We start from the raw sequence: 25892 nt of genomic DNA, 5'->3' as shown, positions 1-25892 counted from the left end.
GACCGATGGAGACGCAGATGAATATTCGCGACGCCGCGACGCGCGGCACCTTTTCGACCTCAGCTCTTCCGTGGGCCTCGAATCGTTCAGAGACGTCAGCGCTCACGCTGCGCGACTGGCTCGCGCATCTCGCGAAGACCGGCCGCCTCGCAACCATCGAACGGCCGGTTGCGCTCGAGCACGAACTCGCCGCGATCGCCAAACGGCTCGACGGTACGCAGGCTGCTTTCTTCACGCAGCCCGGCGGCAAGGGCGTGCCGGTCGTCTCCGGCTTCATGTCGAAGCGCGGCTGGATCGCGGAGGCGCTGGGCGTCGAGGAGGCGGGCCTGCTCGCGCGCTTTTCGGCGGCGGTCGCGCAGCCGATCCCGTCCAGGGTGGTCGATCGAGCGGACGCGCCCTGTCAGGAGATCGTTCATACGAACGGCATCGATCTGCACGCATTGCTGCCGATTCCCACCCACAGCGAACACGACAACGGCCCGTACATCACCGCCGGCCTCGTGATTGCGCGCAATCCGCGTACCGGCGTGCAGAACGTCTCGATCAACCGCATTCAGGTGCACGGCCCCGATCGCATGGCGATCCTGCTGCTGCCGCGCCATCTCTACGCGTTCCAGCGCGACGCGCAAGCGGCGGGCGATGCGCTCGACGTAGCCATCGTGATTGGCGTCGATCCCCTGACGATGCTCGCGTCGCAAGCGATCACGCCGATCGATCACGACGAACTGGAAATCGCGGGCGCGCTGCACGGTGCGCCGCTGCCTGTCGCGCAATGCGTGACGAACGGCGTACACGTGCCGGCGTTTGCGGAGATCGTCATTGAAGGGCGCATTCTGCCGAACGTGCGCGAGCCGGAAGGTCCGTTCGGCGAATTTCCGAAGTACTACAGCGCGAAGGAAGCACGCGAAGTCATCCAGGTGACGGCCCTCACGCATCGGCGCGATCCGATCTTTCATACGATCGTGCCCGCCGAAATGGAGCATCTGCTGCTCGGCGCGATTCCGCGCGAAGCCACGTTGCTCGCGCATCTTCAGCGCAGCCATCCCGCCGTGAAGGACGTGCATCTGTCTGTGGGGGGCGTGTGCCGCTATCACCTGTGGGTGCAATTCGACAAGAAGCGCGAAGGCGAAGCGAAGAACGTCATCCTCTGCGCGTTTGGCGCGCATTACGACATCAAGCAGGTCGTCGTCGTCGATACCGATGTGGACCTGCACAATCCCGCCGAAATCGAATGGGCGATCGCCACGCGCTTTCAGGCCGATCGCGATCTCGTCGTGATCGAGGGGGCGCAGGGTTCGCCGCTCGATCCCTCCACGACGGTGGGCCAACCGGCGGACGCGCCGCCGCATCTGCAAGGCGTGAGCGCGAAGATGGGTCTCGACGCGACGCGACCCGTGGTCTATCCGGAACATGTGTTCACTCGCGTTCGCATTCCCGGGCAGGAGACGGTAGACCTCGACGCGCTTGTCGCCGGCGACAACGCCGCTTTCGAAGCCTACCTCGGCCGCGACCATGACTGAGCGAAACAAGCCGCGCGTCGTCGTCGGCATTTCGGGCGCAAGCGGCGCGGTGATCGGCGTGCGCCTGCTCGCCGCGTTGCGTCGGCTCGGCACGCACGAGACGCATCTCATCGTGTCGGCGTCGGGCGCGGTGACGGCCGCACAGGAACTCGGCCTCGCGCGCGGTGATCTCGAAGCCGTTGCCGATGTCGTGCACAACGTGCGCGATATCGGCGCGGCCGTGGCGAGCGGATCGTTTCTGACCGAAGGCATGGTGATTGCGCCCTGTTCGATGAAAACGCTTGCGGGCGTCGCGAACGGCTTCGCGGACAACCTGCTTACACGTGCCGCCGATGTGATGCTCAAGGAGCGCCGCCGCCTTGTGCTGGTCGCGCGCGAAACGCCGCTCAATCTCGCGCATCTTCGCAACATGACACTCGCCACCGAAATGGGAGCGATCGTGATGCCGCCGGTGCCCGCGTTCTACGCGCATCCGAAGACGATCGAAGACGTGGTCGATCACACGGTCGGGCGTATTCTCGACTTGTTCGGCATCGAGCATGGCGAGATTGCGCGCCGCTGGAGCGGTCTCGCCGATGAATTCGGCGGCCGCGCCGCAGGTGAGGAGTAAGGTCATGAATCAGCGCGAAACCGCATTTGCCAACATGGACGCGCGCGAAGCGACCGCGCCGCAGCGTCACGTCGGACGCCCGATGCAGCGCCTCGAAGACCCGGCGATCCTGACGGGCCGTGGCCGCTATGGCGATGACATCGCTGTCAAGCCGGGCACGCTGCACGCCGCGATTCTGCGTTCGCCGCACGCGCACGCGGATATCCTGTCGATCGATACGGAGGCCGCATCGAAACTCGCGGGCGTGCGCGCCGTACTCACGCGCGACGATTTGCGTCCGTGGTCGCGACCGTTCGTCGTCGGCGTGAAATCGCCGATGGAACAATGGGCGCTCGCGATGGACCGCGTGCGCTACGTCGGCGAGCCAGTCGCGGTCGTGATGGCCGAATCGCGTGCGCTCGCGGAAGACGCGCTCGATCTGATCAAGGTCGAGTACGCGATGCTCGATCCCGTGACGTCTATTGAACAAGCCGCGAAGGACGACGCCCCGGTGCTGCACGAGCGCGTCGGCAGTAACGTCATCAGCGACCGGCATTTCCGCTACGGCGAGCCGGAAGCGGTCTTCGAGCGCGCCCCGCACCGCGTGAAGCTGGTCGCGCATTATCCGCGCAACACCTGCGCGCCGATCGAGTGCGGCGTGGTCATCGCCGAGTATCTCTCGGGCGATGAAGGCTACGACGTCACGTCGAATTTCATGGGGCCGTTCTCGCTGCACGCCGTGATGGCGATGGCGTTGAACGTGCCTGCCAATCGGCTGCGTCATAAGGCCCCGCGCGATTCCGGCGGCAGCTTCGGCGTGAAGCAGGCCGTGTTTCCGTATGTCGTGCTGATGTGCCTCGCGTCGCGCAAGGCGGGCGCGCCGGTGAAGTGGGTCGAGGATCGTCTCGAACACTTGAGCGCGGCGACATCGGCGACGGCGCGCGTTTCAACGATCGAAGCGGCCGTCGAAGCCGATGGCCGCATCGTCGCGTTGTCCTACGATCAGATGGAAGACGTGGGCGGCTACGTGCGCGCGCCCGAGCCCGCCACGTTCTACCGGATGCACGGCTGTCTGACGGGCGCGTACGCGATCCCGAATCTGCTGGTGCGCAACCGGGTCGTGCTGACGAACAAGACGCCGACGGGGCTCGTGCGCGGCTTCGGCGGACCGCAGGTGTACTTCGCGCTGGAGCGGCTGATTCAGCGCATCGCGATCGAACTGAAGCTCGATGTGCTCGACGTGTATCGACGCAACTTCGTTCCCGCCGATGCGTTCCCGTATCGCGCGGCGGCGGGCGCGCTGCTCGATTCAGGCAATTATCAGGAAGCGCTGCGCCGTTCGCTCGACGAAGGCGGATACCGGGAACTCCTCGCGCGCCGCGACGCCGCGCGCAACGAAGGCCGGCTGTATGGCATCGGCTTCGCGGCGATCGTCGAGCCGTCGGTATCGAACATGGGCTACATCACGACCGTGATGCCCGCCGACGCGCGCAGGAAGGCCGGCCCGAAGAACGGCGCGATCGCAAGCGCGACCGTCAGCGTCGATCTGCTCGGCGGCGTGGTCGTCACGATCGCATCGACACCCGCGGGCCAGGGCCACATGACGGTGTGCGCGCAAGTCGTCGCCGACGTGCTCGGGCTCGATCCGAAGGACATCGTCGTCAACGTCGAATTCGATACGCACAAGGACGCCTGGTCTGTCGCGGCGGGCAATTATTCGAGCCGCTTCGCGGGCGCGGTGGCGGGCACGGTGCATCTCGCCGCGACGCGCGTGCGCGACAAGCTCTCGCGCGTGCTCGCGAAGCAGTTCGACTGCGCGCCCGGCGACGTGCGCTTCGAAGGCGCGCGCATCTTTCCGCACGACGCCGAAGACCGCGCGCTGCCGTTCGCGCGCGCCGCGAGCAATGCGCCGCACTGGGCGCCCGCGCTCCTGCCAGAGGGCGAAGAGCCGGGCCTGCGCGAAACCGTGTTCTGGTCGCCGCCGCACATGGACGCGCCTGACGAACAGGACCGCATCAATACATCGGCGGCGTATGGCTTCGCGTTCGACATGTGCGGCGTCGAAGTGGATCGCACGACGGGGCGCGTGCGCATCGACCGATATGTGACCGTGCACGACGCCGGCACCATCCTCAATCCCGCACTCGCCGATGGCCAGATTCGCGGCGCGTTCGCGCAAGGCGTCGGCGCGGCGCTGATGGAAGAGTTCCGCTACGGCGCGGACGGCAGCTTCCAGTCGGGCACGCTCGCCGACTATCTGATGCCGACGACCTGCGAAGTCCCCGATGCGCTGATCGTGCATCTGGAGACGCCTTCGCCTTTCACGCCGCTTGGCGCGAAAGGTCTCGGCGAGGGCAACAACATGAGCACGCCGGCATGCATCGCGAATGCGGTGGCGGACGCGCTCGGCGTCGAAGACATTCGCCTGCCGCTCACGCCGCCCAAAGTGATGGCGATGATCGGCATTGACGATCCCGAACCGTCGCGGCCGGAATATCGTGAAGCGCCCCCCACGAAGCCCGTGACGCCGGGCGGCGGACGCGCGCTGACGGCGCAAGGGACGGTGGATCTGCCCGCGACGCCCGAAGCTGTATTTGCCGTGCTGCTCGATCCGAAGGCGCTCGCGAACGTCATTCCGGGCTGTCATGCGCTCGAAGAAACCGCACCGAATCAGTATCGCGCGGACGTGACCGTCGGCGTCGGCATGATCAAGGCGCGTTTCGAGGCGCGCATTGGCTTGTCCGAGATCGATGCGCCGCACCGCCTCCGACTCGCTGGCGCGGGGATCTCGCCGCTCGGCAGCGCGCGCGGCAGCGGTCTCGTCGAACTGACGCCGCAAGGCAGCGGCACGCGGCTCACGTACGACTACGAAGCTCAGGTGTCAGGCAAGGTCGCGGCGGTCGGCGGCCGCATGCTCGAAGGCGCGGCGAAGGTCGTGCTGAAGCAGTTGTTCGAATCGCTCGGACGGCAGGCGGCGGGCAAGCCGGTGCAAGCGCACGGATCGTGGATCGCAAGACTCCTTGCACGTTTCAGGAGGCACGCATGAAGCCAGCACCGTTCGATTACCTGCGCGCGATGACCGCGCAGGACGCGCTCGACGCGCTCGCGCAATACGGCGAAGACGCCCGCGTGCTGGCGGGCGGCCAGTCGCTCATGGCCGTGCTCAATATGCGGCTCGCACAGCCGAAGGTGCTCGTCGATATCTCGCGCACCGCCGAACTCGATGCCGTACGCGTGGACAAGCAGGCGGGGCATCTCGTCGTCAACGCCGCAGCGACGCAAGGCAGCGTCGAATGGCGCAGCACGCTCGCCGGCGAGGCGCCGCTGCTCGCGATGACCTTCCCGCATATCTCGCACTTTCAGATTCGTAATCGCGGAACCGTGTGTGGATCGATCGCGCATGCGGATCCGAGCGCGGAGTTGCCGCTCGTGCTTTCGGCGCTCGGCGGAGACGTGATGCTGCGCTCGCGAAAGAGGCGCCGCACACTTGCCGCGCAAGACTTCTTTCAGGGAATGCTGATGACCGCGCGCGAGCCCGACGAACTCGTCGAAGCGGTGCGCTTCCCGCTACGCAAGGCAGGCGAGCGCTACGCGTTCGCGGAATTTTCCGCGCGACACGGCGATTTCGCGATCGCCGCGTGCGCGGCCGTCGTCACCGACGATTCGATCCGTATTGCAGTCGGCGGCGTCGCGGACCGGCCGGTGACGGAGCAATGGCCGCGTCTGCAGGGCGACGACCTGCGCGGCGCATTGAACGATTTGAGCTGGAAACTGAACGCGCAGGACGACGCGCACATCAGCGCGAAGTATCGCCGGAATCTGGTCCGGCAACTCGGATGGCGCGTGATCGAGGAGGCAAAGTGAGCAAGATGTCGGACACCATCATGCGGCACGGCAAAGCGCAGCGCATTGCGCTGACGCTGAACGGCCGCGAACGAAGCGGCTATTGCGAGCCGCGAGAACTGCTGTCGGACTTCATCCGGCACGAGCTCGGCGCGACCGGCACGCACGTCGGCTGCGAACACGGCGTGTGCGGCGCATGTACGGTGCAGGTCGATGGCGTCGCGGCGCGCTCGTGCCTGATGCTCGCGGTGCAGGCCGATGGGCGGCATATCGATACCGTGGAAGGCCTTGCGCCCGATCAGACGCTTGGCGACCTGCAGCAGGCCTTCCAGCGGCATCATGCGCTGCAATGCGGCTTCTGCACGGCGGGCATTCTGATGTCGTGCGCGGATTATCTGCGGCGCGTGCCGGATCCGTCAGAAGAACAAGTGCGCGAGATGCTCTCGGGTCATATCTGCCGCTGTACGGGCTACACGCCCATCGTGGCGGCGGTGCTCGACGTGGCCGCGCGCCGGCGGACCGACGCAAGCACGAAGGAGGTCGAACATGCTTGATCTCGGACGCACCTTTCTGCAAAGCGTCGAGCGTAGTCCGAACGCGCTGGCGCTGGTCGATGGCGATGTGCAACTGACGTACGCGCAGTGGCATCCCATTATCCTGAATGCCGCCGTTGGCCTGCGAGAGCTCGGTCTGCAGCGCGGCGACCGGCTGCTCGTCGTCTTGCAAAACCGCTGGGAAATGGCGACGCTGCATTGGGCCGGACAGTTTGCGGGCATCGTGATCGTCCCGCTCAACTGGCGCGCGAAGCCGGAAGAAGTCGACTACTGCGTGACCGACTCAGGGGCGAAGGCAATCGTCTACGAACCCGTCAGCGCCGATTCCGTCGCGCAGAGCGCCGCTGCGCAAAAAGTGCCGCGCGTCGGACTCGACGATGCGCCCGGGCGCACCAGCACCTTCGATGCGCTCATCGTCGAACGAACGCGCAGCGGCGACGTGACGGACACGATGCACGCCACCGCCGACGACATCTCGCTGATCCTTTACACGTCCGGCACGACGGGCAGGGGCAAGGGCGTGCCGCGCCGGCATCGGCATGAACGCGCGGGGGCGCTCGCGCACGTCGCGCAGAACCTTTACAGGCGTGGCGAGCGGACGCTCGGCGTGATGCCGCTCTATCACACGATGGGCGTGCGCTCGCTGCTCGCGATGGCGCTCGTCGATGGCCTTTTCGTCTGCGTGCGGCGCTGGAATGCGAAGCTCGCGCTCGAATGCATCTCGAGGCACGCGCTCACCTGCCTCTATCTCGTGCCGACGCTCTATCACGATCTGCTCGCCGACAGCGCGTTCGCGAGCACGGACACGTCGTCGGTCAGAAAGCTCGGCTTCGCGGGCGCACCAATGAACGACGGCCTGCTCAAGCGCCTCTCGGCCGCGTTCGAGCCGGAGCTGTTCGTCAATCACTACGGCTCGTCCGAGGTCTACACGTTCAGCATCGACCAGGACGCCACGAAGAAGCCCGGCAGTGCAGGCCGGGCAGGTATCAATACGCGGCTGCGCGTCGTGAAGCTGGATGCGCTCTCGCCCGATGAGATCGCCGCTGTGGGCGAGGAAGGCCAGATCATCGTGGACCTGCTCGGCGACGAAGCCTTCGAAGGCTACTGGAATCGCCCGGACGCCAATGCGAAGTGCCTGCGCGAGGGCTGGTACTTCATCGGGGATACGGGCTATTTCGACCGCGACGGCGATCTGTACGTCACGGGCCGCGTCGACGACATGATCATCAGCGGCGGAGAAAACATCTCGCCGGTGGATATCGAATCGGTGTTGTCGTTGCATCCAGCGGTCGATGAAGTCGCGGTTGCGGGCGTCAAGGACGAGCGCTGGGGCCAGCGCGTGGTTGCATTCATCAAGCGTCGCGAGTACGTCGATTCCGACTCGCTCGATGCATGGTGCCGCCAGTCCGACCTCGTCAATTTCAAGCGCCCGCGCGATTACGTTTTCGTCGACGACATCCCGAAGTCGCCGGTCGGCAAGATCCTGCGCCGCATGCTGCAAGCGGGCGAGTACACGCCCGATTCGAAAGCGCAGGCTGCGCAACCTACAGAAACCACCAAGGAGTAACCCACAATGAGTGATCTCAACCATCGCGGCCGGACGCTGCTGCAAGACCTTGACGGCTTTTCGGTCGAAATCGACGCGCAGCGCGAGCGCGCCGACATCATCCTGCATCGGCCACCGTTCAACGTCATTTCGATGCACGCACGCGATCAGTTGCGCGCCGTGTTCGAAGCCCTCGACGAGGACGACCGCGTGCGCGTGATCGTCGTGCGCGCGAAGGGCGAGCATTTTTCGAGCGGCGGCGACATCAAGGGCTTCCTGGAAGCCTCGCCGGAGCACGTATCGAAGCTCGCGTGGAACATCGCGGCGCCCGCGCGGTGCTCCAAGCCGGTGATCGCGGCCAATCGCGGCTTCTGCTTCGGCGTGGGCTTTGAGTTGTCGCTCGCGTGCGACTTCCGCATCGTCACCGATACGACGTTCTACGCGCTGCCGGAACAGAAGCTCGGCCAGATTCCCGGCTCGGGCGGCTCGGCGCGTTTGCAGTCGATGGTCGGCATCGGCCGCACGAAGGACATCGTGATGCGCTCGCGCCGCATTCCGGGCAAGCAGGCTTACGACTGGGGCATCGCGGTGGATTGCGTCGCGGACGCGGAACTCGAATCGGCAACCGACGCGCTCGTCGACGAACTGCGTGCGTTTTCGCCGCTCGCGCAGCGCACCGCGAAGAAGCTGCTGAACGATACGGAAGACTCGCCGCTCTCGATTGCAATCGAACTTGAAGGGCATTGCTACAGCCGTCTGCGCGCGTCGGACGACTTCCGCGAGGGTGTGGAAGCGTTCCACGGCAAGCGCAAGCCGGTGTTTCGAGGTTCCTGATACGCCGTGCGGCGAACATAAGGGGGAGACAGGTGATGGATCGCTTCGACTACGTGGTCGTGGGCGGTGGCTCGGCGGGATGCGTGCTCGCGCATCGGCTGTCGGCGACGCCGACTGTGCGCGTCGCGCTGATCGAGGCCGGCGCCGACACGCCGCCTGGCGCCGTGCCCGATGCCATTCTCGACAGCTATCCGATGCCGGTCTTCTGCGGCGACACGTACATCTGGCCCGATCTCAAGGCGACGGCCACCAAGGGCGCGGCGCTGCGCGTCTACGAACAGGGCCGCGTGATGGGCGGCGGGTCGAGCATCAACGTGCAGTCGGCCAATCGTGGCCTGCCGCGCGATTACGACGAATGGGCCGCGAGCGGCGCCAAAGGCTGGTCATGGCGCGACGTGCTGCCGTACTTCCGAAAGCTCGAACGCGACGTCGACTTCCCCGGCGGCGAACTGCACGGCAGCGATGGTCCGGTCCCAATCCGCCGCATCATGCCGAAAGATTGGCCCGCGTTCTGTCATGCGTTCGCCAACGGTCTGCGCGCCAATGGCCTCTCCGAATTGCAAGATCAGAACGGTGAGTTCGGCGAAGGCTTTTTTCCCGGCGCGTTCTCCAACATCGACGACAAGCGAGTGTCGACGGCCATCGCCTACCTCGACGCAGCCACGCGCCAACGCCCGAATCTCAGTATCCATTCGAATCTACGCGTGGAACGCATTGTGATGGAGGGCACGACGGCGCGCGGTGTCGTCGCGGTTGCGGCGAACGGCGAGCGCGTGCGTTTCGACGCGGGCGAAGTCGTAGTGAGCGCGGGCGCACTGCAGTCGCCGGCGATGTTGATGCGGGCCGGCATAGGCGATGCGCGCCAACTTGCGGCAATGGGTATCGCATGTACGGTGGATTTACCAGGCGTCGGACGCAATTTGCAGGATCATCCGTCGCTCACGTTCTGCCATTTTCTCGAGCCACGTTTTCGGATGCCGCTTGCACGACGCCGCGCAAGCATGATGGCCGCGCGCATGAGTTCGGGCGTCGCGGGCTGCGACGAGTCCGACCTGTATCTGTCGAGCGCGACGCGCGCGGCGTGGCATGCGCTCGGCAATCGGCTCGGTCTCTTCTTCCTGTGGTGCAACCGGCCGTACTCGCGTGGCCGCGTGCTGTTGGCCTCGCCCGATGCGGCCGTTGCGCCGCTCGTCGATCTGAATCTGCTCGACGACGAGCGCGATCTGCAACGGCTCGCCGCGGGTGTGCGGATGCTGGCCCGCATTGTTGATGCTTCGGGTCTGGGACGCGATGTGCGCGACTTCTTTCCGGCGGCTTTCTCGCCGCGCGTGAAGGCACTGAGCCAGGTCGGCGAAGGCAACGCGCTCCTGACGTCCGCACTCGGCATGCTGCTCGATACGCCGGCGCCGGTGCGCCGCTTCCTGATCGAACGCTTCTTCACGCGCGGTCTGAAGATGAGTGCGCTGCTCGCCGACGAGCGCGCGCTCGCAGATTTCATCCGCGCGAATGTCTTCGGGGTCTGGCATGCGAGCGGTACGTGCCGCATGGGCGACGCGCGCGAGCGCAGCGCCGTGACCGACACCGAGGGCCGAGTGCACGGCACGCGAGGCTTGCGAGTGGTCGATGCGTCGCTGATGCCACGATTGCCTTCGGCGAACACCAATATCCCGACCATCATGATTGCCGAGAAGATCGCCGACGCAATGGTCGCGAGACGCGCGGACAGCGCATCGGCTATGACGCCGCTCGGCGCCGCGCATTAACAAGTTTCTTTAACGGCAATAAGAGCACGCTATAACAACGTGCCTTCAACCCGGGTTCGATCGAGAGATGGCCCGGTGAATTCAAGGAGATGGAAATGTCCGTAGCAGCGCAAAATGGCGCCGCCGCACCCGCTGTCGATCAGCGACAGGTGATGGGCGCAGTGGTAGCTTCGTGTCTCGGCTGGGCACTGGATTTGTTTGACCTGTTTGTGTTGTTATATGTCGCGCCAGTGGTGGGGCGTCTTTTCTTCCCCTCCGAGCACGCGATGCTTTCTCTCGCCGCCGTCTATGCATCATTCGCCGTGACGCTGCTGATGCGCCCGCTCGGCTCCGCGCTCTTCGGTTCTTACGCCGATCGCCGTGGCCGTAAAGGCGCGATGATCATCGCGGTCGTTGGCGTCGGCCTGTCGACGGCCGCATTCGGCTTGCTGCCGACCGTCGCCCAAGTCGGCCTGCTCGCACCGATTCTCTTTCTCATTCTGCGCCTAATCCAGGGCGTGTTTGTCGGCGGCGTGGTTGCTTCCACGCACACCATCGGAACGGAATCCGTCGCGCCGAAATATCGCGGCGCGGTGTCGGGACTGATCGGCGGCGGCGGGGCGGGGCTCGGCGCGCTGCTCGCGTCAGTAACATTCCTCGCGATGTCTGCGCTGTTCCCCGGCGATGCCTTTGACGTGTGGGGCTGGCGCTGCATGTTCTTCACCGGCATCATCAGCTCGGTGCTCGGTCTCTTCGTGTTCAATAGCCTTGAAGAGTCGCCGTTATGGAAGAAGCTCGCCGCCGAAAAGGCCGCGAAGGCCGCCGCGCAGGTCAAGAGCGCGCCCGTCGAAGTCGTGCGCTCGCCCCTGAAGACGCTGTTCTCGCGCGACTATCGCAAGATCCTCTTCGTCAACCTGCTCCTGACGATCGGCGGCGGCAGCGGCTACTACCTGACATCGGGCTACCTGCCGACGTTCCTGAAGGTGGTTAGCCACGCACCCAACGGTGCGGCCGCGGCGATTCTGATGATCTGCAGCATCGCGGTAGTGATCGCATCGATCGCAGCAGGGCACCTCAGTACGTTCATCGGCCGCAAGAGTGCGTTCCTGTGGATCGGGCTGATCCGGCTCGTCGCGTTGCCCGCGCTGTTCCTGCTGCTACCTACCGCGGACAGCATCATGATGGTCGGCGTCTATGCAGTGCTTCTGAGCGCGCTCGGCAGCGCCGGTTATGCGCCGATCCTGATCTTTCTGAACGAACGCTTCCCCACCTCGATCCGCGCGACCGGGACGGGCCTCTCCTGGAATATCGGCTTCGCGATCGGCGGGATGATGCCGACGGCCGTATCGCTGGTGGCGAAGGACGCGAGCCAGTTGCCGATGACGCTAGCAATCTTCGTCGGCGTGATCAGCGTGATCTTCCTCGTGGGCGCATTCGTCGTGCCCGAGACGCTCGGCAAGCTCGAAGGCGGTTCCGCGCGCAGTCCTTCCTGAGTCATTGGGCATGATGGCGGGCGCCAACCGGAGCTCGCCTTACACAGCAGTCGGAGACATCGATGAAATACGACGAAGACGTTCGTGCGCGTTCCTACAAGTTTCGCGATGAGTATGTCAATGCCACGCCATGGTGGTATCGCGGTGAAATGCACCTCGGCTTCACATTGCTTTTCACCGGCGGCGTAATCGTGTATTGCCTGATGCAGCTTCATGCGCCGACGCTCGCCGAATGGCTCGCGGTCATTCCGCTCTTTCTGTTCGGCAACTGGGCGGAATGGGCGGCGCACCGCTATGTGCTGCATCGTCCGACAAAGTATTTCAGCATGATCTACAAGCGCCATTGCGCCGTCCATCACCGGTTCTTCACGCATGTGACGCTTGAATACAAGGGCCACCGTCACTGGCGCGCACTGCTGTTTCCGCCTTTTGCGCCGGTTGCGTTCGTGCTGGCGGCCGTGCCGTTCGCGCTCGTGATCGGGTTCGTATTCTCACGCAACGCAGGCTACATCGCGTTGTTCACGATGGCGGCGTACTTCCTGATGTACGAGGGCCTGCATACGCTCTCACACTTCACCGACAGCCCGTTCCTCGACCGAGTCCCGCTCGTCAACACCGTGCGGCGCTTGCACGCCACGCACCATGATCCCGAAGTGATGGCGACACAGAACTTCAACCTCACGTTCCCGATCTGCGACACGCTGTTCGGCACACGCAGCGACGTCCCGAGTAGTACGCGCGAACCGTTGGAACGCGGCCGCTAAGGCGCTTGTGTTCGCAAAACGCCCGTCGTCACGCGCTTTATCTCATCAGTGATAATCGTGATGAGCGCCTGTGCGGCGGGTCCGATCGGCCGCTTCGGGTGTGTGACCTGGATGATGTGCCGTACGATCGGCGGTGATTTGATCGTGTGAGCGCGCAGCACGCCTTCATCGACCTTGGGCTGGACAACCACGCGCGGCAGGATCGTCGCGATGTTTCCCTGCTCGACGAACTGGACGATTGAGCTGAGCAGATCAATTTCGAACTTCGGCTTGATGATGATATCGGCGGCCATTAGCGCGGCATCGAGCGCGCCGCGCAGGCCGTTGCGGCGCGTCGGCAGCACGAGTTCTATCCTGGACATATTCGCGAGGTCGATCTCCTGCGGCAACTCGACGCCATGTACGGCGCTCGTCACGAGCACCATTTCCTCGATCAGCAATGGCTCGACGTCGAGCGCGAGGCGACCGCGCGGCTTGTTGATGATCGCCGCATCGAGCCGGCCTGCCTCGACCGCATCGATGAGCTGTGCGCTGAAGCCGTCGGCCACCGACACCTCGACCTGGGGAAAGAGCGCGTCAAACCTCGCGAGCGACTCGGGTAAGACGCTTTCTGCTTCCGACGCCACCATGCCCAGCGAAACGCGACCTGTGACGATTACGTCCTGCCGGCTCAACTGCTCGCGAGCGTGCTCAATGTCTCGCATGATCGGCGTGTACAGGCGATACATAAGGCGCGCCGCATCGGTCGGCGCCATGCCGTGCGGACCTCGCTCGAAGAGGGTCTGTCGCAGTTCGGCTTCGAGCTTCGAGATCTGCATGCTGAGAGCGGGCTGCACGATATTGAGCCGCTTGGCCGCGCGCGTGGCGGAGCCATCCTCGAAGAGGGCGATGAAATACTGGATTTGCTTGAGGTCCATGACGCCCGATCGAGGTGGGAAAGCCGGAAACTGCAAGTGTACCCCTAGGTCGAAGCGTGCTTTCAACGCAGCGACGAGCCGCCAAAAACGCTCAAGACACGCCTGCGCCACACGGAAAGCGCCGAACGGATGCACGCACTATCGCCACTGAAGGAGGCTGCTGGAAGACGAGGGGGTGAAAACCGTGGGCGAACACCGATCGCCGTCGTACACGACTTCGCCGCCGTGCCGTGCGCGCTTCCGGCTGTGCGAAGGCCCGGCGTTTGCCAAAAATTTCAGCAGGTCGAGCGACGAGCTTTTGGCGAGAGCCGACGAATCGTCCCGTCCGGCGCTCCTCGCTCGAATCTAAGGGGGTAGTTAAGTGGCCTGATCCGCCTCGACTCAAGTGTTGCCCTTGGTTCACAGCATCTTAAAGGAACGTGCTATGCACTACTCCGGCTCGCAAAGCACGCTGCTTAAAAGCAAGCTGCCCTCGCGTCACCCCATGCGGTCAGAGGACGGTGCCCGCTGTCTCGATGGCTTGGCTTAACTGCTGTACATCGACCGGCTTTGTGAAGTGGAAGTCGAACCCGGCCTCCGCTGTACTTGCCCGATCCTGCGGCTGACCCCATCCGGTGATGGCAATGAGCGTCACGTCATTTGTCGAGGGCGTAGCCCGGACGCGGCGAGCAACATCGATTCCGCTCATTCCGGGCAAACCGAGATCAAGCAATATCACGTTCGCATTGTAGATTGCTAGGAGGTCGACCGCCTCCTCACCGGAATAGACTGTCCGGACTTCGTGCCCTTCCATTTCGAGGAATGCCGTCATTGCGTCAGCTGCATCGACATTGTCATCGACGACTAAGATGCGATGCTTCTGGACCGGCGAGCGACTGGCAGTTGCAGGGCGGGTTGGTGCCGGCGGCGGGAACACTCGCGATGATGCTGGCAGATGAACGGAGAAGCAGCTTCCCCGGTTTCTCCCGGTGCTCGAGGCGGTGAGTCGACCTCCATGTAACTCGATCAGCGATCTCGACAGAGCGAGCCCGATGCCCAGACCACCTTGCCGGTGCTGGTCGCTATTCAGTTGCGAAAACATCGCGAAGATAGCAGAGAGCTTATCGGGCTCAATGCCAATCCCATTGTCCGCGACAGACAGGACGATTTCGTGTTCATCTGCGGTCGCGGTTAGTTCAATGCGCCCACCCGGTGGCGTGTACTTCGCAGCGTTCATCAGCAGGTTGGCTAGCACCTGCGCCAGTCGGAGCCGGTCTGCTTCGATATGCAACGGCCGTGTGGGTGGTTTAACGACAAGCTCCTGAGCTTTGCCTACAAGGATCGGCCTGGCGACCTCGATCGCTTCTTCGACGACCTCTCGAAGTGCAACGGCCTCTTTACGCAGTTTCAGCGCCCCGCGTGTGATGCGCGAAACATCTAGCAAATCGTCAAGTAGAAGCGCCATCGCGGCCGACTGCCGGCGCAGGACGTTGATGCACCAGGCCCTGCGGTCTTCGCTCAAGCCTGGCTGTTCGAGTATCTCGGCGACCTGTCTGATCGGCGCCAACGGATTGCGTAGTTCGTGTGCAAGGGTTGCGAGAAACTCGTCTTTGCGGCGGTCGGCCTCCGAAAGAGCTTGTTCGGCGCGCACGCGCGGCGTTACGTCACCACACCAGGCGACGACCGAACCGCCCAGCGACGCCGCGACGACCTGAAACCACTGCTCGCCGTTTGCACCTTGCACTCGAACATCGAACGCCTCGCGACCTGGGCGTTCAGCAAGCGGCGCGAGTCGCGCGAGCAGCACGTTTGCATCCCAGCCGGTCGGACGCACATACATAGTCGAGCTGCCGATCACGACCGCCGCGGTTTGGTTGAAGAGTTGGGCGGCCGCCTCGTTCAGGTAGTCCCATCTAAGTTCTGCGATGCGGCCTTGGCGCACAACTGGCGTGAGGATGAAAAAAGGCACGCCGGCGCTGTTCAAGGCCACGTCGAACCGGTGCCGGGCGTCGCGCTCGACTTGCAAAAGGCGATCTGCGGCATTCTGTGTAGCCGCTTCGGCTCGTCCGGCGCGCTGGGCCACTTTAGCGAGTTGGTGGCCGGCCGCCACCAGAAATGCGCTGACCACCACGTAGGCCAGCAGCACGATCTGATCGTCTCGCTGCGGAACGGCCAGGCTGCCAACGGGCTGCATCCAAAGCGCGCCGAATATCATGCCGCTTAACAAGAGCAGTAATCCCGACCACGCGCCAAACAGCACGGTGATCAAAGGAAGGGTCGCACTCAAAAAGAGAAACGTCAGCCGTCCGTGTGCAAACAAAGTCAGCGCCTGCTGAGCCAACAATATTATTGCTGTGGACGCGATACCCAATAGCAGGCGTTGTTTCAGTGGATATTGCGCGATGCGAACGATCATGGCGTCGTCGGAGCCTGTCTAATTTCTTTTGTTTGCATGAGGTGTTCCCTCGTACATTTTTGCGACTCGGCCAGCGCTTTGCATGGCACGACTGGGTACGGGTCGGACCAGGAACGCGGTTGAGGACGAACCGCGGCTAGACCTAAGCAGCCAGGCTTCATTTATGAGCTGCCTAGCCGTGGACGTCGCCTATGGGCACTGCCACGTTAGCCGTGTTCCGATATGGCCGGCCATGCTCGTCGGCAATCCAGTGAAGCTCATTGTGCCGGGTGCAGATCGGATGACGCCGCGACCGGTACGCCCCAACGGACAACGGCATGCCACCGCGCGAGAAAACGCCGCCCCGTTCCAGAGCGGCGCTAAAAGGGTCATCACAAGTTGACGAACCTGAGAGTAGTCGGATTGTAATCCCGAGGGGAAAGTCACCTCTAATACTTTGTTCTGATGGCGTCCATCAATCATTCTGATATGTCGGTTTGCCGCAGTCGCCTTCAAATTTCAAATGCGGATACCTGAAATTGCTGGCCGCGTTAAAGCGGCGCGGCAAAGCACGGCGGCCCGCGTCGATAAAAGATGAGCGCATGTCTTGCGCAGTTAGCGTACGAGGCGTGCGGTCTCAGTTGTCGTTACGCTCTAATGATCCATACGTGGGCAGTCAGAGTTTTCGAGACAAAGGCGGATCAAGTATTTAAGACGCGAGCCGTTAAAGTATCAGTGAAACCGACGTATAAACAAAACCTGAACGCGAAGCAATGCAGAGAGTCCCCTCTCAAAGAAGCTGTGGCTTTCGGTCATCCGCAGCCAACGTTGAAGCCTTGCCGGCAAGGCGAGCCCTCGCTCCCAAGCTAGTCTCGACGACGCCCAACTAATCCGGGCTGATGCCAAGCCGTTCTCCAGTCAACTACATCACGAAGGCATGACGAAGCACAACGACAAACAATCCGTCCAGCGACGAGACGTGTCGCGCTTCTCTTGCGAACATGTCCACGCGAGCAGCGACATCGGCGGTTTCCACCTGCTGGACCACATTACAGACGGCGTAATGCTGCTTGACCGACAGTGGAGGTTTCGCAACGTCAACCGCACCGCTGCGCGGTTGTTCAAGCGTCCATCGGCCGAGTTGATCGGTCGCGAAATCTGGGCTGAGTATCCGGACCTCGTCGGGTCGGGCTATGAAAGGGCTTATCGGCAGGCGGCCGAGACTGGCTTGCCTATCACTGTGACCGAGTTTTACGCGCCGCTCGATACGTGGTTCGAAGCTCGGGCGTTCCCCTGTGAGGGCGGCGTCACCGTGCTGGTTCGCGATGTCAGCGAGGCACGCGCCATGTCGGAGCGCTTGTCGGATCAGGCCGCGCATGATGCGCTCACCGGCCTCATTAATCGGCGCGAACTGCTGAACCGCTTGAGCGATCTCGTCGATAGACGGATCGCCAGTTCCGTCGATCTACTCTTTATCGACCTTGACCGCTTCAAGGAGATAAACGATTCCGTTGGCCATGCGGCTGGAGATGAGGTTTTGCGCGTGATCAGCGAGCGTCTTACGGTGTCGATCGGTAAGCGCGCCCATGCTTCGCGCATCGGCGGTGACGAGTTTGTGGTTTTCCTCGTCGATGCGACAGAAGGCGAGGCTGAGCGCGTCGCAAAAGACATCATCGTGCGCATGCGCGAGCGCATTGAGACTCCGTGTGTCCGCGCGTCGGTGAGTGCAAGCATTGGACTGGCCCGCTACCCGGTGTCGGCGGCGAATGCAGACGAGTTGCTGCGCAATGCCGACACCGCGATGTATCACGCGAAGCGCCTCGGCGGATCGCGCGTATGGTCGTTCGGGAAGGAGGACGCACAGCGTCTCTCGAATCGTCTTCGGCTGCGCGCTGATCTGGAGAATGCCAGCGCGACAGGCCAGTTCGAACTGTATTTTCAGCCACAACTGAATTTGGTCACGGGCTATTTCTGTGGAGCGGAAGCGCTTGTGCGATGGAACCATCCCGAATTGGGACTTCTGGCGCCACCCGATTTCCTTGATGTACTGCTCGCGTCGCCAGTGCACGAGGCGACCGGGGAGTGGCTGATTCACCGTGCGTTACGCCAGGCGGCGCAATGGCAGGCGGCGTACCGGATGCGGTTTAAGGTCGCCGTCAATCTCTCCGCGGAAATCATTCAAGACTGCAATCTCGCTCCAATGGTCGAGAAGGCGGCCGAGGCTGCCGGCGTGTGTCCTTCAGCACTTGATATCGAAGTGACTGAGGCGGTGGTCGTAAGTGACTTCCTGGCCGCTTCGCGATCGCTTGAGGCGGTCCGAAAGCTCGGTGCGACTGTCTCTCTCGACGATTTCGGTACAGGCTATTCAAGCCTCTCGTATCTTACTGAGTTGCCGATCGACCGCATAAAGATCGATAAGTCGTTCGTGCAGCAGCTGACCGGTGACGAAACGGGTCGCCGGGCTCGCGCCATGATCGAAGCGATGGTGGCGCTGGCGCGCGCGCTCGGCATGAAAACGGTAGCCGAAGGCGTTGAGAGTGAGGAGCAGCTCGCGCTGGTGCAAAAGCTCGGGTGCGATGCTGCGCAAGGATACTTCATCGGCAGGCCGGTACCGGCTGCCGAGTTGGACCTTACACGCGTCTTCGCCACATGATGCCCTCGCTCTTCCTCGGATCTGATTGCTTTGAACTGACTGACCGTCACATCTTGAACGCGCGCAGGCTCACTCAAACCTGGAGGGCCCGAGGCACCGCGGGCGAGCGTTTATCAGCCTTTGCACTGGTCTGATCGAATGTCTCGTCTGGGACCGCCAAGCGGAGTTGTCGTTTGAGCGATAAGACTGGCGCAGGAATGGCGTCTCCTCTCGACGTGACGGCGTCTCCTTTTTATCGCGAAGTGCCTCCAGGTGGCAAAACAGCGCAACTAACCATCAATGCGGATTTTCTCAGCAATAAAGACCATCGTCCTGTTGGGGCAAATCTGGCGCAAGCAGACTTCCTAGCCGCCTGCGGAAGGTGTTACGAATGCCCGTGTTGCTACAGCTCGAGCGTCCTTGGACGCGGCGAAGCATCGTGACCGTCACCTTTGCTGACAACGTTGGCGCCCGATCTGATTGGGGACACACTTTCCGAGCGAGCGCCACACACCGTGACGTCGTTTGCTTCGCGCCCCGCGGCGTCGGCCCAAGGTCAACACGTTAGCGGCTACGATGAACGCGAGCTTGAGAGCGTGAGATCATATGCGCTATCGTCGTCGCTAGACCGCTTTGCAATGAGGGCGCGTGCGCGTTTGAGCCGATCCAAATCTGGCACTGAGAGACCATGAATAAAGGAAAGTCGAAACTGACCCGTCAGGACGCTGAGCGCCTCTTCGAGGGGTTGCCGCCGGCAAAGGCGAGCGTGTCGAGCCGCCCCGAGAATCCGTTCGGACCAGACGTCTCCGATGTCGGCAAGCGCGTTGAGGACGCATCCGTTCTCTGGAAAGACAACCTGATCACGCTGCCGGTGTCGATCGAACTGCCGCCGGGGTACCTGTCGGTGCCTCGCATGCGCGAAGCGATGACGCGGGCTTTGCGCGTGAAGTGGGTGCGAGAAGGCAAAGACGAGGTTGTCGCGGAGTTTCCTGAAGGGTGGACAGCGGTTCGCCCGGAAAGCGGCCCCACCGAATTGCGAGATGCCGCCGGCGTAATTCGCGGGTTATACGGATGGGCCAAGGATGCTGAACTCAGGCTCCTGCCACGCTACCTTGTCGAATCACAGGCAAACACTTCGAGCGGTCTCGGCAGCGTGCTTGTTCGCGATCGCGGGACGGGTCGAATTCTCGAGCGATCGTCGAACTGGTCGGCGCGAACAGGAACCCACCATCCAGACTGGGCGAAGCTCGCAGCGTGGCTTGATTCACGTTATCCAGACCATCGCGACCCACTGCGGTACTGGAACGATTGTGAGGAAAATCGTCGAATTTGAGCGAACCTTGGCGGTGCTGTTTTCGCAGGTAACTGACGCACTCACCATCGAACCCGTCTGTTGATTTGACCTCTGGGGTCGCCACCAAGCGTCACTCGGTTAAGCATCCACGGATGCAAGGGGTACGCTAGCCCCTTCCTTGCAAGCGAAGCGTCCGGGTCCTGTGATCATGGCGATCGTGGAGGCCGTTATGCTGAACATACCTTATGATGCGAGCCGCGTAGCGCTCGAATCGCCGCACCTGCGGGCCACCGTATTCGTGCCTGGCGCGGAGTACGACGAAGTGGCGTTGTCCGTCGAACTTGCACGACTCGCCTATATTCACTACGAGGATCACGACGCCGGACTTGCACGCCTGAAAGAAGCGCTCGGCCGCGTACGCTTCGATGACGTGACCATCTTCGAGGACGCCGCCACCGGCACGCAAGGCTTCGGCGCATCCCGATCGTCGGACGGCCTGTGCGTGCTCGCATTTCGCGGCACAGAACCGACTGAGCTTACCGACCTCGGTACTGATCTAGCTTTCACGCTGACAGATTGGACCGAAAAGGCGGGCCGGGTGCATAAGGGATTCGCGGGCGCGGCGCGCAGTGTCTTGCCCGAGGTCGAGCGGTGGCTGGAGCACACGCAAGCCGCCCGCAAGCGCTTGATACTGACCGGCCATAGCCTCGGCGCGGCCATCGCGACGCTGTATGCCAGTCTGATCGCGCCGGACAGGCTCATCACCATCGGCTCGCCGCGCGTGGGCGATGCGGCGTTCGTCGCGACGCTTGCCGGTAGCGACATGATGCGGCTGGTCGATTGCTGCGATGTCGTCACCGAATTGCCGCCGGAAGTCGGCGGTTATGTTCACGCCGGCGAGGCAGCTTATTTGACGCGCAAAGGCGTGCGGGCTTCCTCCAGCGATGAAGCCTTCGTACGCGGCGATCGCACCGCCGCGCGCGAGCATTACCTGCTGCATTACGCGTGGAAAGCCGGCAATGTGGTGGTGCGCGATCTCGCCGATCACGCGCCCATCAATTACGTGCGTTGCTTCATGCCATGACGCGTGCTGGCTCGACAGGTCCGAACGAATGCCGTACGCCCACGCCAATCAGAGCCTGATCAAGGTTGCTGGACGGCGAGCTTTGGTTATTGATCGAGGCCACCGCGTCACGGTTGGGGGCTTCGTTCGAACCGTGCAAAAAGTGGCGGTTAGTTCAGAAAATGGCTGAAGCATCACGGACCGGCGTTTTCACAGATTGCCTGACATTCCAACGGTGACGGTGCCTTGCTGGAGTCGGCCCTTACGCCGAGGTCGCCGTACTTAATACGTTCGGTTCAACCGTAAGAGTAGGTGTTTCGACCACGACCGACTCTTTTTGCGCAACACGCTTCGTCGGCGCTCTCCTCACTGTGGCCTCTTTCGCAGCCGTCTTCTTTGTGGCAGGCGTGGCCTTCTTTGCAGCCGAGGATGCTTTGCTCACGGCCTTCTTTGCTGACTTGGCGATTGACCCCTTCTTCACCGTCGCCGTCTTGGTTGCAGTCTTCTTCGCCGCTTTCTTCGCGGGGACCTTCTTCGTCGCTTTTTTGGCAGGTGCCGGTTCAGATTTTGCTGATGCAATCTCCGGCTTTTCGATCAGAAATTGCGTTCTGTCCCTGGCTGTGGCTAACCAGGCCGGCGCACGACCGCGACCGCTCCACGTCTCGCCGCTCATCGGATCTCGATACTTCGGCGCTTGCGGACCGCGAACATAGTTGCCCGCTTTCGGCTTCTTGTCAGCAACTGCCGCCGGGAGACTGTTCGCATTGGCGAGAAACTTGTCGCGATTCTTCGCATTGGCGAGAAACTTGTCGCGATTCTTCGCATTGGCGATCCATGCGGGCGCGCGTCCATGCCCCGTCCATGTCGCTCCGGTCTTCGGATCGACGTACTTGGCCACTCCCCGGATTGTTGATTTCGTTGCGACCGCGGATTGGCGACCTGCGCCCGGCTTACGGAAATGGGCCGCGATATCATCCGGCGTCAGACCGTGCTTCTCCATCAAGTCACGGATCTTGCCGAAAACTGCCGACGACTCTTTCTTCGCGATCGCTTCGGCTTGCGCCTGAAGCTTGGCGATCTTGTCTTGTAGTGCCTTGAGCGTAGGCATGGACTTCCCCTTAGTGGTCATCCGCGCACTATGCCACACCGGGCCTGCAAAATACATGTCGCGGCTCTTGGACTAGCGTCGCTGCCGAATGACTTTCTCATTAAGCCTCCCCACCGCGCGTGCAGGGTTGGTCAGCGCAAAAACGTCCGGTACCTTCTGCAACAACAGCCGACTCCGGTTCTCGTCGGTGCGATCGCTCGGTATGCAGATGGTCACGCCGTCCGGCAGGTCCGAGTACTTCCGGTAACGCTTCGAATACAATCCGACAGGCCTGATCGACGCGCGACCGATGCCGAGCAGCTTGTAGCACGCGAATCGGCGAGGAGAGGAAAGACCCGTGCTGGTAGCTGTTGGCATCGAGGTCGCCGCCGTCAAGGGCCGCGTCGGGTTGAATATAGTCGTTGAACGACACGATCTTGATGCGCAGGCCATAGTCGCGCTCCACGACCCTTTTCGGCGCCTCGAAGATCTCCTCATGAGGTCCGCTCGTCACCCCCGGGTCTTGAGCAACGGCGTTTCGGTACGCGCGGTCGCGCTCACGATCACGGCAAAAAAAGCGTATAGCAGCGCGCGCAGACAGGGACGCGAGAGTCGTTGCACGAACGCGGCGTCCTTATTGTGAGGTTGGCGAACCCGGTCACTCTCTGGACTCGATCCTGTTCCGATAACCAATCCGTTGACATGACTTTATGCGGCCCGCCTTCGCCTTCGGCGCTCGTCACGGCAGGATGTAGAGGTCCGCGAAATTGCCCCTCAGGCCTTCGCCCGTGGATGCATAGTTCTTCAATTTGGTCGATGCGATCGTGATGTTCGGATTCGCGCCGAACTCGATCGATGGAATATCGTCGTGCACGATTTGCAGGAACTGCCGGAACAGTTGGCGGCGCCTGTTTTCGTCCGTTTCGACCGAGGCTGCTTCGAGCAGCCGGTCCACTTCCGGATTCGAATAGTGCGCGGCGTTGGAAAACGGCAGGCCGATCTTGAAGTTCTTCGACCAGAACACCCGCTGCACGCCCACAGTCGGATCGAACACGTTGGAAAGCGCTTCGAGCGTAATGTCGAACGCGCGATCGGTGTAGGCCTTGACGACATAAGCACCGAAGTCGTAGCTCTGCACCTGCGCGTCGATGCCGATGCGGGCCAGCGACTGGCGCACGAAATCGGCGGCGCGCGCGTCCTGGAACGGGTTGTAGAGGAGCCGCAGTGCAAAGCGCTTGCCGTCGGGGCCGCGCTTCAAGCCCAGACTGTCGAGCGTTGCGTTGGCCTGCGCGGGATCGTAGGGAAAGTAGTGAATGTCCGGATCGTGATAGCGCGAATTCGCCACGCCGATCGCAGCGGCGGAGACGGTGCCGTAGCCGTACCAGACGACGCGGTTCAGCGCGTTGACGTCGATGGCCTGCGAGATGACCCGGCGCACGGAGGAAGGAAGCGCACGATGATCCGGTCGACGTAGGGCTTGGGCTTGTCCCAGTAGTCCGGGTTGCGCTCCAGCAGAATGTGGTCACCGCGCACGAACTCCTTGAAGACGAACGGCCCGGTGCCGATCGGCGCGCTGTTGTGCGGGTTCGATACGACGTCCGTGCCTTGATAGAGGTGCTTCGGGACGATCGGCGACTCCGAGCCCGACAGGGCGGTCAGCAGGAACGGCGCCGGCTTCGACAAGTCGATGACCACGGTGTAGCGATCGGGCGTTTTGACATCGGTCACGTTGGCGAAGGTGCTGCGGCCGCGCGGATGGGCCTGCTTCAGCGTCAGAATGGAATAGGCGACGTCATCGGACGTGAAACTCGTGCCGTCATGCCACTTCACGCCGCGACGCAGGGTGAAGCGGTATTGAAGCCCGTCCCGAGGCGAGCGTGCTGAAGCGCAACGGCGTCGTCGCGTGCCAGGGCGACGTCGTCGAACAGCACGTCCTGGCTCGCGCTCGCGCGCATGCCGATCGGGTCCCATGTGCCGACGATGCGCACGCCCGGCGCGTCGCGCGGCACGAGAAAATGCCCGAGGCGCGGCTCGTCCTCGTCGGTGCGCGCGAGCACGTTGATCCATGCGAGCAGCGGCGCGCCGGTCACATAGACCTTATGGCCGGAGATGCTCCAGCCGCCGCGCGTGCGATGCGCGATCGTATCGGGCAATCCGCCGAACGATGGCGAGCCGAGCGCCGGTTCCACCTGCGCCGCGTTGAGCAGCGCGCGGCCTTCGACGGAAGCCCGCCGCAGGCGTCTCGCGAGCGCGGGCGGCCAGTCGTCCGAAGCCGTGCGTTCGGCGCGCGTGATGATTGCGTGCTGGCAATAGTGCATCGACAGAATCAGCGCGACGGACGGATCGCCGCGCGCGATCTCGCTCACGATCGCGCACGACACGGCCAGTCCGGCGCCGTGTCCGCCTTCGTCGGCCGGAATGTTGGCACGCAACAGGCCTGCCCGTTCGAGCGCTTGAACTGCGCGACGGGCGCCGCGCCGGTGCGGTCGTGCTCGGCGGCTTGCGCGGCGAAGGCGCGCCCGAGTTCGCCTGCGGCGTCGATCAGCGTTCGATGTGCGTTCATCGTGTCACCGTATCGTCGTGCGCGCCATGCCGCGCGATGCGGCCAAAAAAAGGATGGCCCGGATCGTTGAATCCCGGCGTCGACGGATGGCCGGTCGCGACGAGCGTATCGACGAAGGCCTCGTCACGCGCATCGAGCCGGAAGTCGAGCGCGGGCGGATAGTCCCGCCACTGCGCTTCGGTGCGCGGCCCCGCGATGGTCGATGTCACGTAACGGCTGTTCAGCACCCACGCGAGCGCGAACTGGCCGGCCGTCACGCCGCGCGACGCGGCATGTTCGTGCACGCGACGCGCGAGTTCGATCGACTCGGGACGCCATTCGGTCTGTTGCAGCCGGCGGTCGTTGCGTCCCGCGCGGGTGTCGGCGGCGGGCGTCGCGCCCGGCTGGTACTTGCCTGTCAGCACGCCGCGCGCGAGCGGGCTATACGAAATCACGCCGAGTCCGTAGCGGTGCGCGGCCGTGAGCTGCTCGGCCTCGGGCCTGACGATTGGCGATGTTGTAGAGCGGCTGGCTGGCGACTGGACGCGGCACGCCGAGCGCATCGGCGACATGCGCGAACTCCGCGATGCGCCATGCGCGATGATTCGACAATCCGTAATAGCGGATCTTGCCCGCCGCGATCAGATCGCCGAGCGCGCGCACGGCTTCCTCGACGGGCGTCGCGTGATCCTCGCGATGCAGATAGAAGAGATCGATGTAATCGGTGCCCAAACGCGCGAGGCTCGCGTCGACCGCTCGCAGCACGTGCTTGCGTGAGGCGCCGGCCGCGTTCACATCTGCATCCGCGTGGCCCGATGGGTCGCGCAGCGGATTGCCGAACTTCGTCGCGAGCACCCAACGATCCCGCTGTCTCGCGATATGGCGTCCGACGACGCGTTCGGATTCGCCGCCGTTGTAGACGTCCGCGGTGTCGATCGAGTTGACGCCCTGTTCCGCCGCCTGATCGATGACGCGCGCTGACGTCGCATCGTCGGTCGCACCGCCGAACATCATCGTGCCGAGCGTAAGAGTGGAGAGTTTCAGGCCGCTTTGGCCGAGCTGGCGATGTTCCATGTCGTTCGTGTCGTTGAAGATAAA

The 25892-nt window shown here is 63.2% G+C and carries 20 protein-coding genes and 3 pseudogenes; 13 read left to right on the top strand and 10 right to left on the bottom strand.

Features of this window, described 5'->3' with window-relative positions; translation table 11 throughout:
• Window positions 1-17 precede the first annotated feature (17 nt).
• The 10 genes from AWB76_RS23415 to AWB76_RS23370 all read left to right on the top strand — a co-directional run bounded on the left by AWB76_RS23415 (window position 18) and on the right by AWB76_RS23370 (window position 12885).
• Window positions 18-1520, top strand: coding sequence for a UbiD family decarboxylase (locus AWB76_RS23415; RefSeq protein WP_061162569.1), 1503 nt, complete (start codon window positions 18-20; stop codon window positions 1518-1520).
• The gene (locus AWB76_RS23410; protein WP_061162516.1) at window positions 1513-2130 is read left to right on the top strand and encodes a UbiX family flavin prenyltransferase; all 618 of its coding nucleotides are present in this window, start codon (window positions 1513-1515) and stop codon (window positions 2128-2130) included. Before AWB76_RS23415 ends, AWB76_RS23410 begins: the two co-directional genes overlap by 8 nt.
• A 4-nt stretch (window positions 2131-2134) precedes the next feature.
• Window positions 2135-5155 (top strand): xanthine dehydrogenase family protein molybdopterin-binding subunit, encoded by a 3021-nt coding sequence (locus AWB76_RS23405; RefSeq protein WP_061162515.1) that lies wholly within the window; start codon window positions 2135-2137, stop codon window positions 5153-5155.
• The gene (locus tag AWB76_RS23400) at window positions 5152-5973 is read left to right on the top strand and encodes an FAD binding domain-containing protein (RefSeq protein ID WP_061162514.1); all 822 of its coding nucleotides are present in this window, start codon (window positions 5152-5154) and stop codon (window positions 5971-5973) included. Before AWB76_RS23405 ends, AWB76_RS23400 begins: the two co-directional genes overlap by 4 nt.
• Window positions 5970-6506 carry a (2Fe-2S)-binding protein gene (locus AWB76_RS23395; RefSeq protein WP_061162513.1) on the top strand — a complete coding sequence of 179 codons (537 nt, stop codon included), beginning with the start codon at window positions 5970-5972 and terminating at the stop codon, window positions 6504-6506. The genes AWB76_RS23400 and AWB76_RS23395 overlap by 4 nt, the downstream gene beginning before the upstream one ends.
• Window positions 6499-8073 carry an AMP-binding protein gene (locus AWB76_RS23390; protein ID WP_061162512.1) on the top strand — a complete coding sequence of 525 codons (1575 nt, stop codon included), beginning with the start codon at window positions 6499-6501 and terminating at the stop codon, window positions 8071-8073. The genes AWB76_RS23395 and AWB76_RS23390 overlap by 8 nt, the downstream gene beginning before the upstream one ends.
• Before the next feature lie 6 nt (window positions 8074-8079).
• Complete coding sequence (locus AWB76_RS23385; protein ID WP_061162511.1) at window positions 8080-8886, top strand: enoyl-CoA hydratase/isomerase family protein; 807 nt, start codon at window positions 8080-8082, stop codon at window positions 8884-8886.
• A 35-nt stretch (window positions 8887-8921) separates the two neighbouring features.
• Window positions 8922-10649 (top strand): GMC family oxidoreductase, encoded by a 1728-nt coding sequence (locus tag AWB76_RS23380; protein ID WP_061162510.1) that lies wholly within the window; start codon window positions 8922-8924, stop codon window positions 10647-10649.
• A gap of 95 nt (window positions 10650-10744) precedes the next feature.
• Entirely contained in the window at window positions 10745-12121 is a 1377-nt protein-coding gene (locus tag AWB76_RS23375; protein ID WP_061162568.1) for an MFS transporter, read from the top strand.
• Window positions 12122-12183: 62 nt separating this feature from the next.
• The gene (locus AWB76_RS23370; RefSeq protein WP_061162509.1) at window positions 12184-12885 is read left to right on the top strand and encodes a sterol desaturase family protein; all 702 of its coding nucleotides are present in this window, start codon (window positions 12184-12186) and stop codon (window positions 12883-12885) included.
• Here the strand turns inward: AWB76_RS23370 and AWB76_RS23365 are convergent.
• Together AWB76_RS23365 and AWB76_RS23360 are read right to left on the bottom strand one after the other, a co-directional pair.
• Window positions 12882-13802: a LysR family transcriptional regulator gene (locus tag AWB76_RS23365; RefSeq protein ID WP_061162508.1), complete on the bottom strand. Its 921-nt coding sequence runs from the start codon at window positions 13800-13802 to the stop codon at window positions 12882-12884. The genes AWB76_RS23370 and AWB76_RS23365 overlap by 4 nt on opposite strands.
• Before the next feature lie 490 nt (window positions 13803-14292).
• Window positions 14293-16197: a hybrid sensor histidine kinase/response regulator gene (locus tag AWB76_RS23360; protein ID WP_061162507.1), complete on the bottom strand. Its 1905-nt coding sequence runs from the start codon at window positions 16195-16197 to the stop codon at window positions 14293-14295.
• A 916-nt stretch (window positions 16198-17113) separates the two neighbouring features.
• On the opposite strand from AWB76_RS23360, the gene AWB76_RS23355 reads away from it, so the two are divergent.
• The 3 genes from AWB76_RS23355 (at window position 17114) to AWB76_RS23345 (ending at window position 21186) form a co-directional block, all read left to right on the top strand.
• On the top strand, window positions 17114-18829 hold the full coding sequence (locus AWB76_RS23355) for a putative bifunctional diguanylate cyclase/phosphodiesterase (protein WP_061162506.1): 1716 nt from the start codon (window positions 17114-17116) through the stop codon (window positions 18827-18829).
• 667 nt (window positions 18830-19496) lie between these two features.
• Entirely contained in the window at window positions 19497-20141 is a 645-nt protein-coding gene (locus AWB76_RS23350) for a hypothetical protein (RefSeq protein WP_061162505.1), read from the top strand.
• 190 nt (window positions 20142-20331) lie between these two features.
• Complete coding sequence (locus AWB76_RS23345) at window positions 20332-21186, top strand: lipase family protein (RefSeq protein WP_074171395.1); 855 nt, start codon at window positions 20332-20334, stop codon at window positions 21184-21186.
• A 241-nt stretch (window positions 21187-21427) separates the two neighbouring features.
• Here AWB76_RS23345 and AWB76_RS42755 read toward each other — a convergent pair whose 3' ends face one another.
• The 8 genes and pseudogenes from AWB76_RS42755 to AWB76_RS23310 all read right to left on the bottom strand — a co-directional run bounded on the left by AWB76_RS42755 (window position 21428) and on the right by AWB76_RS23310 (window position 25868).
• Window positions 21428-22273, bottom strand: a complete 846-nt coding sequence (locus AWB76_RS42755; protein WP_061162567.1) for an H-NS family nucleoid-associated regulatory protein — start codon at window positions 22271-22273, stop codon at window positions 21428-21430.
• 72 nt (window positions 22274-22345) lie between these two features.
• Window positions 22346-22630: a MetQ/NlpA family ABC transporter substrate-binding protein gene (locus tag AWB76_RS40175; RefSeq protein WP_074171390.1), complete on the bottom strand. Its 285-nt coding sequence runs from the start codon at window positions 22628-22630 to the stop codon at window positions 22346-22348.
• Window positions 22631-22652: 22 nt separating this feature from the next.
• Window positions 22653-22718: pseudogene (locus AWB76_RS42750) on the bottom strand (hypothetical protein); the annotation flags it as partial.
• A gap of 273 nt (window positions 22719-22991) precedes the next feature.
• On the bottom strand, window positions 22992-23690 hold the full coding sequence (locus AWB76_RS42910) for an ABC transporter substrate-binding protein (RefSeq protein WP_341845304.1): 699 nt from the start codon (window positions 23688-23690) through the stop codon (window positions 22992-22994).
• A complete protein-coding gene (locus tag AWB76_RS42905; protein ID WP_341845303.1) occupies window positions 23648-24082 on the bottom strand; it encodes an ABC transporter substrate-binding protein in 435 nt (144 codons plus the stop codon). The genes AWB76_RS42910 and AWB76_RS42905 overlap by 43 nt, the downstream gene beginning before the upstream one ends.
• Window positions 24079-24570 (bottom strand): acyl-CoA dehydrogenase family protein, encoded by a 492-nt coding sequence (locus tag AWB76_RS23320; protein ID WP_244173432.1) that lies wholly within the window; start codon window positions 24568-24570, stop codon window positions 24079-24081. Before AWB76_RS23320 ends, AWB76_RS42905 begins: the two co-directional genes overlap by 4 nt.
• Window positions 24553-24714 (bottom strand): annotated as a pseudogene (locus tag AWB76_RS42235) (acyl-CoA dehydrogenase family protein); the annotation flags it as partial. The gene AWB76_RS23320 and the pseudogene AWB76_RS42235, both read right to left, overlap by 18 nt.
• Window positions 24715-24811: 97 nt before the next feature.
• A pseudogene (locus AWB76_RS23310) lies at window positions 24812-25868 on the bottom strand (aldo/keto reductase).
• Between the last annotated feature and the right edge of the window lie 24 nt (window positions 25869-25892).

It is taken from the genome of Caballeronia temeraria (assembly GCF_001544795.2).
In the GTDB taxonomy this organism is placed as follows: domain Bacteria; phylum Pseudomonadota; class Gammaproteobacteria; order Burkholderiales; family Burkholderiaceae; genus Caballeronia; species Caballeronia temeraria.
The sequence above is the reverse complement of the archived record's forward strand: the minus strand, read 5'-3'. Positions and strand labels throughout refer to the sequence as shown.